This is a genomic window from Rickettsia gravesii BWI-1, assembly GCF_000485845.1.
Lineage (GTDB): Bacteria > Pseudomonadota > Alphaproteobacteria > Rickettsiales > Rickettsiaceae > Rickettsia > Rickettsia rickettsii.
The window spans coordinates 89,615-99,510 of sequence record NZ_AWXL01000022.1 but is presented as its reverse complement, the minus strand read 5'-3'; the positions used below and the strand labels follow the sequence as shown (position 1 = coordinate 99,510).

Below are 9,896 nucleotides of genomic sequence, written 5' to 3'. Positions count from 1 at the left end.
CATGCTAATATTGGCGGGTGTGATTATGTATGTTCTTCCTCCTTTTAAAGCATCTACCTCTCTATATTAATATGATGCAACTGGTATAGAAACCTTACCGTCTTTTGCTATTTTTGCACTATTTATCATAATGGTTAATAATGATTTTAGTGCTTATTTTTATAGTAGGTAGTTAATAAAATGAGATGATGATATTTTCAAGGCTATAAATCATTACTAAATATTTTTTCTAATTCTGCTAAGCGTTGTTTTATTCTTTCGATATCGCTTTTTGTTATAGGTCTTTCTAGTAAATCTGCTATCTCGGCTCTTAGATTTTTTTATTTTCATTTAAAATAAATTCTATGACGAGTCTTGAGATGATTTTAGTATTTTGGTCAGACATATTTGTTCCCGATTGATTAAACTTAAACTGCTCAAGTTTCAATCACTGAAGAGAAATAAACTCTTGGTGGTCGGGGGAGTAAGAAAACCATCAACGATAGCCATAATAGCCTTTAGGTTCTAAGCTTAAGCTTTAAACCTTGGACATAACTATTATAACCCCAACCGTGAAGTTGAGGATTGCATCAGTTTTGTGAGAAATATTCTCACTTTTGGCAGAGGTTTCGACACCCCGAAATAGCACTTTGCTACTCTAAGTATCATTTTATATATAACTTTCAAAAAGTCAATTATGGTTTGTTATGGTACTAACAACGTTCTATGCTTCTATACCTGAGGAGTCATGTGGTGATGATACATCGGCTAATAACGGTATTTCGCAATTTTGATAGTCAATATCTGTGTAACGAGGGTTAAATATCTCAAATATTTCTGTAATGCTTTCTTTATATTCTTCAGACTTGGGATTTGCTGTTCGTATAATTGTTATTAAGCGTGCAAAGTTGCTGATAGTCTTAAAACTATCATCACCGCCAAGACTATTACATATTGCATGCAATATTCCGCTTGCAGAATCTAAGTTTATTGCTATAGCGGATGGGGAATTTAATTTTATAATTTCATTATTTAAATTAGTTAGTGGTAGTATTGAGAATTCATATTCCTTAATAGATTTTGCTAGTTTTATAATATCATGTAAATTATTTATTTTTATAACTTCATCTAATATAACTGCATTATTCTTAAAATTTTCATGTAGTAGTTCTACAAATGCTAATTCTTTATTCTTCATTATTAAATCTAAATTTTCATTTTTTATATTTCTTCCCTTATACCAATTCCATCCATATTTAATGCAATACCCTAAGATAGTACCTACAGTTAATGTTCCTAATGCTATTCCAGCTATATAAGCACCGCTATATCCATCGTCATTTGTATCATCGTTAGGTCTTTCTGTAGTAGGGTCATCAGTGTAAGCTTTACCGAGTTGATCTAAAATATCTTTACCTATTTCTGTAGGAGAGACATTATCTAAAGAGAGACCTAAGTGATTTAGAGTATTTTCAAGAGTATTTATAAGCGATTCACGAGGGATTAAAGTTTCTTTATAAGCGTTATAGTTTTGTAAAGCACTCATAGCTTCTTCTTGAATGCATTCATTTAAACCTAAGAAATCAGCTCCGCTAGTTTCGGTAATATTGCCTTGAGAGAACATATAATTATTTGTTACTTTATAAAGTTGACCAAGAATACTAGCCGTACCGTTTTGATGAGGTGTTACAGTTTGTTGTAAAAGTATATGAGGATTATTTTCAGCATCGATAAAAATATTATTTATTGGAGTATTTAAACCATTGTTGCACTCTTGGTGTAGTATTGAAAAATCATTTGGGGACTCATTGAAAGATTGTTCAATGTTTTTCCAATTACACTGTGTATGATTCACTATATAACCTTTTTTAAAAGCTCCTGCAACAGTACTATATACTGATGAAAATATAGTACTGCTTAATTTATGAATGATGTGGCTTACATTACCCGGTAAACTGCTTATTATTTCACTTCCAAATATAGGCATAACGCATTTTAAATTTATATTTAATATAGATGTCATAATGTTACTCCTTTAATTAATAAAACGTGGTTTCTAAAGTATGTTAATGTTTTTGTCAAGATAAAGTTAAAATAAATTAATATATGGAAAGATTTGAGAAAGATGATTGTTATGCTGTAATGTTTCGTTTTTTCGTCATTGCGAGCGACTGTAAGGAGCGTGGCAACCTCATGAAACAGTAGACTTCTTGCATAACCTATCTTATAAAGAGGAATTTGCAGGAAACGGATGCGAGTACGGATTGACGTACAAATTATCTTTAGAAGGAGGTTATGCAAGAAGTCTACTGTTTCATGAGGTTGCCACGCTCCTTACAGTCGCTCGCAATGACGATTTGGTGTCCATGCAATAATACCTTGCGGGAATGACATAGAACGAGCTATACAATATTACTTACCTATGCAGAAATTTTTAAAGATCTCGCCTAGTATTTCTTCTACATTGATAGCACCCGTAATTGCACCGATGCAGCGTGCCGTCATTCTAATATCTTCAGTTGCTAGAACTAAATCATTATCTAAGCTAAAAGCCGTTAAATGTGAGAGAGCTTGTTGTAAATAGTTACGATGACGCTGATTTGTTATATAAGGAGTTTCGGTAAATCCTGCCATGTTTTCGGCAATATTTTCAATATTTTTTAATATACTTGAAAGAGCAATATTATTTTTTACTGAAACTCTTAAGCATTTATATTTATTTTCAATAGAAAAGATTTTACTAGCTTCGATTAAATCGATTTTATTAATTATTGTGATAGTATTTTCATCAATTAAATTAATAATATCTTCATTTATAGAGGAGTCTAATTTTTCGGCATCAAACATTATAATTTTAATATCTGCTGTTTTAGCTGAATTTATAGCTCGTTTTATACCTTCCTGCTCGATAATGTCACTACTTTCTTCTCTTATACCTGCTGTATCCTGTAAAATAATAGGATAGCCGCCAATGTCTAAATGTCCCTCAATTATATCTCTAGTAGTTCCTGCAATATTTGAGACAATCGCTATATCTCTCTGCATTAAGAAGTTTAGTAAGCTAGACTTACCAACGTTTGGCGGACCGATAATTGCAAGCTTAAGACCACTTCGTAGTAATTCTCCTGTTCTGTTATCATTAAGATATTCCGATATTGTATTTACAAGAATTGTATGAGTATTAGTAACTTCATTAAGGACGGTATCAGGTATATCTTCATCAGGGAAATCTATATAAGCTTCAAGCAGAGAGATAATTTTTAAAAGCTGACTACGCCAATTATTATATAATTCTTCAAGTTTGCCGTTTGCTTGTCTAATTGCTTGCTTATGCTGCATTATAGTTTCGGCATTAATTAAATCGGCTATCCCCTCTGCTGCCGTTAAATCAAATTTGTTATTTAAAAAAGCTCTTTTGGTAAACTCTCCTGCTTCTGCCAAACGAATACCAGCTTTTAATAATGCATTTGTCAGCATTATAGATATAGCTTTACTGCCATGCGTGTGAATTTCGACTACGTCTTCCCCGGTAAAGCTACCAGGTGACTTAAAATAAACAACCATAACATTATCGATTAGCTCCTTAGTTTCAGGGACTATAATTTGTTGATAATACATTAATCTCGATTTAAAGTCCTTTCTACCGGTAAGTAGCTGTAAAACTTCTAAACTTTTAGGACCAGAAATCCTAAAAACCGCTACGCCTGCTTTACCGAATGCAGAGCTTTGTGCAAATATCGTTTCCACTTATTTTCTATGCCTCTTGCTTAAGTTATTTTATATAATATAATAACAACAAAAATAATCATATTATTACTTAAGAAAATCATGACCCCAAAAACAACCTCTTTAAACTTTAGCCGTTTAAATTGTCAAATCCCGAATTATAAAACTAAAATTCTAGAACTTAGCAAGGAACGTGAGTCAAGTTCCATATATATAGATTTTGTTCAAAAGTTTTTCAATTATATTCCGATAGATTATGATTTTGAGAATAGAGAAAAATTATTCCAAAATTTTGCAGATGAAGCCTTTAAGTTTTTTAAACAAAGGATAGCAAGAGCAAGAAAAATAGCAATAACAAAGGCAGTTATTGAAAATGATCCGGCAATAAATGTCTTGATATTACTTGATAATAAGCCGCATATTGTTGATTTTATCATATGTCTGCTTAAAAACATGAATTTGCAAACTAAGTTTTTACTTCATCCGGTAATAAACTGTGTACGAAATAGTAAAGGAGAATTAGAAAAAATATTAGAAAATTCTGTGTCGGATGAAAAATCAGAATCAATACTACATTTAACCATTTTAGGAAATTTTGACGATAAAACTACTACATTTTTAACCGAGGCTATAAATGAAAGATTAGAAAAGTTAGAGCAAAGCTATAGCCATTTACCGCAATTACTCACAAAATTACAAGATTTATCTAAAAATATAATTGATAATTATAAATTAAATTTTAAAGAGGCTAAAGAATTCTTAAATTGGTTACAAAACGATAATTTGGTTTTATTAGGGACTCTTGATTTTGAAGTAAAATCTTTAAAATTAAGCAATGAAATAGGAGCAGCAAAAATATGGCAAGAAGTAAAAGACGAGATTGATGATATTATAAAATGTTCTGCTAATCCTTTATATCAAAATCAATTAATAATACTCGGTAAAATAAATAGTGCGTCGCTTATCCATTCAGATAATTTAATCGACTATATCTTAGTGAAAAAATTTGACTCTTTGGGTGAATATATTTCGGGCAGTATAATTTTCGGTATATATAATTCAAATATGTATTACCATTCAATAAGTAATATTCCAATCCTACGACAAAAATTTAATTTTGTAATTGAGAAAGCCGGTTTTGCATTATCTGGTTATAATGCCGATAAGTTAAGAATTTTAATGGAGTCGTTACCGAGAGAAGCTTTAATACAAATTGATCAAGGCGATTTATATTGTATGTGTTTACATATGCTCTCAAGTATGATGAGTAAGAAGCTTAAATTATTTATTCAATATGATTGGTCTAGTTCTTTTCTTAATATCATAATTTTTCTGCCACGAGAACGTTTAACGGCTGAAATGCATAATATGATAGATTGTTATTTAGCAGAAAAATTCGGTAGTAAAATTTTATCCAACTATATCACCGAAGTAGCCGGTAGTTTTTCTTATCTTTTTGTAACGCTTGAAGCACAAGGGGAACATAAAATAAATTTTGAAGCAGAAATAATACAGCAAGATTTAGATCGTATCTCTACACGTTGGAGTGAAGATTTTTATTTTAAGCTTTCTAAAAAATTCGGCGAATATCAAGTAGGTATTAATTTAAAGCTTTTTGATAATGTTTTTCCGGCAGATTATAGGCAAAAATTTTCTCCGGAAATAGCTTTAGTAGATATTGAATATCTAACGGAAGCAAGTAAGTCACAAAAATATATGTTTAATCTAGTTTCTGTAAATGAAACGGAATTTTACTTAAAAATATATAGTCCAAAAGTAAAACTTGCACTTTCTAACATATTGCCGCCAATAGAAAATTTAGGTTTTAAAGCAATTGATGAACAAACTTTTGCAATTAAGGAGGCTCTCGAAATCAAAGAAAGCTGGATATATAATTTTATCTTAACTTCTATTGTACCTGTAAAGGATAATATTACCGAATTAAAAATAAATGTTGAAGAAGCTTTAGACAAAATGGCACTTGGGATGCTTGCTAATGATTCTTTAAGTAAATTAATAGTGCTTGCCGGTTTTAACTGGAAGCAAGTTAAACTCGTCAAAGCTTTAACAAGATATTTACATCAAACGGGATTTAGTTACGGTAAAGGCTATGTACAGTTAACGTTACTTAAACATCCTGAATATACAAAAATGTTGGTAAATCTATTTGATATAAAATTTAATCCTAAACATTCGGGTAATAATTGTGACGTAATTAAAGACAAACTAAATAATTACTTAGTAACCGTTGAGATGAGTAGTGAAGATAAAGTACTACGTAATATGCTTGGTATAGTTAATGCTATTACTAGAACAAATTACTATCAACCACATAAACATATTTTTTCATTTAAGTTTGATTCTTCAAAAGTACCGGATTTACCTAAACCTGTTCCGTTTGCTGAAGCATTTGTTTATTCTAGAAATTTTGAAGCTGTTCATTTAAGAGGCGGTCCTGTATCACGCGGAGGGCTTAGATGGTCGGATAGAGCAGAAGATTATAGACTTGAGGTCCTTGGGCTTATGAAAGCACAAATGACTAAGAATTCTGTTATTGTTCCTGTCGGTTCTAAAGGCGGTTTTTATGTTCATTTTACTGAGGAAGGGCTTACTCGTGATGAATATATGGAAAAAGTGGTAGAATGCTATAAGAATTTCCTGAGAGGTTTATTAGACATAACTGATAATATCATTGACGGTAAAGTAGTACATCCAAAAGACGTTATTATTTATGATAAAGAAGATCCTTATTTAGTGGTTGCTGCCGATAAAGGTACAGCCTCATTTTCGGATTATGCTAATAGTGTGGCAAGAGAATATAATTACTGGCTTGATGATGCTTTTGCTTCCGGTGGTTCTGCAGGTTACGATCATAAAAAAATGGCTATTACTTCCAAAGGAGCTTGGATTTCCGTAACTAATCACTTTAAAACTTTAGGATTAGATGTCCAAAAAGACCCTATTACCGTCGTAGGTATAGGAGATATGTCGGGAGATGTGTTCGGTAACGGTATGCTCAGATCAGAGGCTATTAAGTTAGTTGCTGCCTTTAATCATAAACATATATTTATTGATCCTACTCCTGATCCTTTATCAAGTTTTAATGAGCGTTTGCGTTTATTTAATTTAAAGGGTTCTAATTGGTCTGATTATGATTCTAAGCTTATTTCTAAAGGAGGCAAAGTATTTGAACGCAGTAGTAAATTAATAAAATTATCACCGGAAATTAAAAAATTACTTGATATAAATGATAATGAATTATCACCGGAAGAATTAATTAAAGCTATTTTAAAAGCAGATGTTGATTTATTGTGGAATGGTGGAATAGGCACTTATATCAAAGCTAAGACGGAAAATAATTTAGAAATCGGTGATAAAGCAAATGATAACCTTAGATGTAACGGTGAAGAAATTAGAGCAAAAGTTATAGCAGAAGGCGGTAATGTTGGGGTATCACAGAGAGGTAGAGTTGAATATGCTAAAAAAGGTGGACGCATAAATGCTGACTTTATTGATAATTCAGCAGGTGTTGATTGCTCCGATCATGAGGTAAATATCAAGATTGCTTTAAGTAGTGCGATAACCTCAGGAAAAATTACTTTAGAAGAACGTAATAAACTTCTAAACGATATGACAAAGCAAGTTGAAGAGTTAGTATTACTTGATAATTATAAGCAAACCGAAGCAATAACAATTATGCAACTATCTCCTACTTTAACTGTTAATATACTTAGTCAATTTATAGATATTTTAGAAGAAGAAAAAGTATTAGAGCGGGAAAATGAATTCTTGCCTAGTGCAGAAGAATTGAATAGCAGAGCTATTAGTGGTGAAGTATTAACTCGTCCTGAGCTTTGCATATTGCTATCATATAGTAAGAGATCTGCTTATCATGAGTTAATTAATTCTACTTTTTCCCATGATAAATATTTTGATGCATATCTTATAGATTATTTTCCTGAAATGATGCAAAAAAAGTTTCGTAATGAAATTTTATCTCATCCACTTAAACATGAGATTATTAAAACCGTTACTATAAATAAAATAATTAATCAGCTTGGAGGACCGCTTATTAGTATTGTAAAGCGTGAGATTGGGGCTCCTCTTTGTGATATAATAAGGTCATATACCATTATTTGTGAAATTTTTGATCTTGATGATATATGGGAAACGATAAGTAAGCTACCTACTAATATTGATTACAATGTAAAAATCGACATGTTTACCGAAATAACGAAATTAATGCGTCGAGGTATTTCGTGGTTTATTAAAAATTTAAAACATCCTATTAATATTAGTGAAACTATAGAAGAGTTTAGAGTTCCTGCACAAAACTTAAGAAAAACGGTAGATACTTTATTAGTCGGAGAAACTAAAATAAGATTTGAAGAAAAATTAAATTATTATACCACTAGCGGGGTAGAGGAATCATTGGCTACTACTATCGCTACATTTGACAATTTAATTTCAGTATTTGACATTATATATGTAACAAAACAGACTTCAGGGAATAATAAAGAGATAGCAAAAGCCTATTTTGTTATAAGTGATATGTTTAGTCTTGATTGGTTACGTAAAGCTTGTGATAGGCAATTGAACGATTCATTTTGGCGTCGCTTAGGTATTCAATCGCTAAAAGATGATTTATATGACAAACAACGTAGATTATTAATAAAAATAATTAATAAATCTAAAACAACTATTGATTTAGATTTATGGATTGATAATAATAATAACTTAGTTAGAAATTTTCTTGATTTTATTAAAGAAATTAAAGCTCAAGAAACTATAGACTTAAATATAATTATTTTAGCAAACAAGAAATTTGAAATATTCTTACAAAAACTTGAGTAAATTATGTCGTCAATGCTTAAGCAAATTAGGTTAGATTCAGGTAAAACTTTAAATCAGGTATCTAGTGATTTAAAAATTAGAAAAAAATATTTAGTAGCTTTAGAAGAGGGTAATTTTGATGTTTTACCGGGAGAAGTATACGTAAGAGGTTACTTAAAATTATACTTGGATCATCTTAATGTAAAAGATAGAAATGCAGAGCAGATAGAAGCTACTAAACAGAACGAAACCGAAAAATTATTAAATAATAAAAGAGCTAAAGTATTGATAAATTATAAACGTAAAAAACAATTAGTACTTATATCTATTATAATGTTATCAATTATTATTGTAAGTCATCCCTTCATAATTAACGATTAAACGAAAATGGATAATGAAATATTAGACTGCTTACAGAACAAAGCTAATAAAGAGGCGTTTGAAGGAGACACGGAACGCGGCACCGCAGCGTACATAGACGTACGTGAGGATGCGAGTACAGGATCGGCGTACAAATTACCTTTAGAAGCAAGTTATGTAAGCAGTCTAAAGAAATTAATGGAAGAAGTAGAACATAAACTCGATGATTTGTTGAGTATGCTTGTAAATAATCAAAATGAAGTTCAAAAATTACAAAACGAAAATAAAGCATTAAAAGATAATTATATAACAATGCTAGATCAAATTAACATTTATATTAATGAACTTGAAGAAATAAAAAAACAGCAAAAATAATTATGTCAATTGTTACGGTAACATTAAATAACAAGAGTTTTCAATTATATTGTAATAATGGAGATGAGGAAGAATTACTATCTTTAGCGAATAAATTGAATGATAAAATAGCGGAAATTAAACTTGGTAGCCCCACAGCCTCTTTTGAGCTATTATTAGTTATGGCATCACTTAATGCGCAAGCTGAAATAGCTAGTCTAACAGAAAAACTTAATAAAAACAGTCTTCAAAAAAATCATCCCGACGAAGAAAAATTCGCAGAAACCTTAACTACCATAGCAGGTTACCTAGAAAACCTTGCATGTAAAATGGGAAAGTGATATATTAGCTCTTGGCTGCTTGGTGCGTGAGCTTAATATTAACCTAGGACTACCACTAACTTTTAGGACATCGTCCCTGTCTAATACTAATTCAGTTTAGATATATGAAGTCCACCTTTACATAAAGGTCTTTGAAGGATTTTAAGTAACGGCCAAAGCGGTCATGTATACTCGTTTAATTTGAAAAATTGGCTACGTTATCTTGTGCTGATAATCCTCACGTACTAGTATGTACGCTGCGGTTATCAGCTTCAAGACGCCTTGCTCTTTTCCAAATTAAACTTCGTCTACCTACTTTTCGTT

At 31.0% G+C, this 9,896-nt stretch carries 6 protein-coding genes and 1 other RNA gene; 5 read left to right on the top strand and 2 right to left on the bottom strand.

The annotated features are described in order from the left end of the window. Positions 1-703 precede the first annotated feature (703 nt). Both RGRA_RS0107280 and mnmE read right to left on the bottom strand, forming a co-directional pair. Positions 704-2,002 (bottom strand): DUF5460 family protein, encoded by a 1,299-nt coding sequence (locus tag RGRA_RS0107280; RefSeq protein ID WP_017442625.1) that lies wholly within the window; start codon positions 2,000-2,002, stop codon positions 704-706. Between the two features lie 389 nt (positions 2,003-2,391). Continuing rightward, positions 2,392-3,726: a tRNA uridine-5-carboxymethylaminomethyl(34) synthesis GTPase MnmE gene (mnmE, locus tag RGRA_RS0107275; RefSeq protein ID WP_017442624.1), complete on the bottom strand. Its 1,335-nt coding sequence runs from the start codon at positions 3,724-3,726 to the stop codon at positions 2,392-2,394. An 81-nt stretch (positions 3,727-3,807) separates the two neighbouring features. On the opposite strand from mnmE, the gene RGRA_RS0107270 reads away from it, so the two are divergent. The 5 genes from RGRA_RS0107270 to ssrS all read left to right on the top strand — a co-directional run bounded on the left by RGRA_RS0107270 (position 3,808) and on the right by ssrS (position 9,761). Beyond that, entirely contained in the window at positions 3,808-8,559 is a 4,752-nt protein-coding gene (locus tag RGRA_RS0107270) for an NAD-glutamate dehydrogenase (protein WP_017442623.1), read from the top strand. Positions 8,560-8,562: 3 nt separating this feature from the next. Then, positions 8,563-8,919 (top strand): helix-turn-helix domain-containing protein, encoded by a 357-nt coding sequence (locus RGRA_RS0107265; protein WP_017442622.1) that lies wholly within the window; start codon positions 8,563-8,565, stop codon positions 8,917-8,919. Between the two features lie 6 nt (positions 8,920-8,925). Further along, positions 8,926-9,273 carry a palindromic element RPE1 domain-containing protein gene (locus RGRA_RS0107260; protein ID WP_017442621.1) on the top strand — a complete coding sequence of 116 codons (348 nt, stop codon included), beginning with the start codon at positions 8,926-8,928 and terminating at the stop codon, positions 9,271-9,273. Between the two features lie 2 nt (positions 9,274-9,275). Continuing rightward, entirely contained in the window at positions 9,276-9,593 is a 318-nt protein-coding gene (locus RGRA_RS0107255) for a cell division protein ZapA (protein ID WP_017442620.1), read from the top strand. Positions 9,594-9,602: 9 nt separating this feature from the next. Next, a non-coding RNA gene (ssrS, locus tag RGRA_RS11175) (6S RNA) lies at positions 9,603-9,761 on the top strand. Positions 9,762-9,896: the final 135 nt, after the last annotated feature.